Source organism: Acetobacter sp. DsW_063 (assembly GCF_002153745.1).
In the GTDB taxonomy this organism is placed as follows: Bacteria; Pseudomonadota; Alphaproteobacteria; order Acetobacterales; family Acetobacteraceae; genus Acetobacter.
In genome coordinates this window covers 1-235 of sequence record NZ_JOPL01000142.1, presented here as the reverse complement: position 1 = coordinate 235, position 235 = coordinate 1, and the positions used below count along the sequence as shown (strand labels likewise).

General features: G+C 57.4%; 1 pseudogene. It reads right to left on the bottom strand.

Annotation, left to right across the window (positions count from 1 at the left end):
* Positions 1–135, bottom strand: a pseudogene (locus HK28_RS13335) (helix-turn-helix domain-containing protein); the annotation flags it as partial.
* Positions 136–235 lie beyond the last annotated feature (100 nt).

Genomic DNA, 235 nt, shown 5'->3' with positions numbered 1-235 from the left:
GCTGCGATGCGCATTGCGGCATAATTCTCGTGAAATCGTGCTGTGGTGACGGCCCAGACGCCGCGCGATCTCGCGCACCCCGAGTTTCTGATCCTTCAGAAGGGCGATCGTCCGCCGATCCGCAAGCGTCAGGTAGCTATATTCTCGCGCCAATCTCCGGACCCCTTATCCAAAAGCACCTCGAGATTAGGGCCTGTTATGCCTTGAATGACGGAGCGAAGTGCCCAGCTTTTTG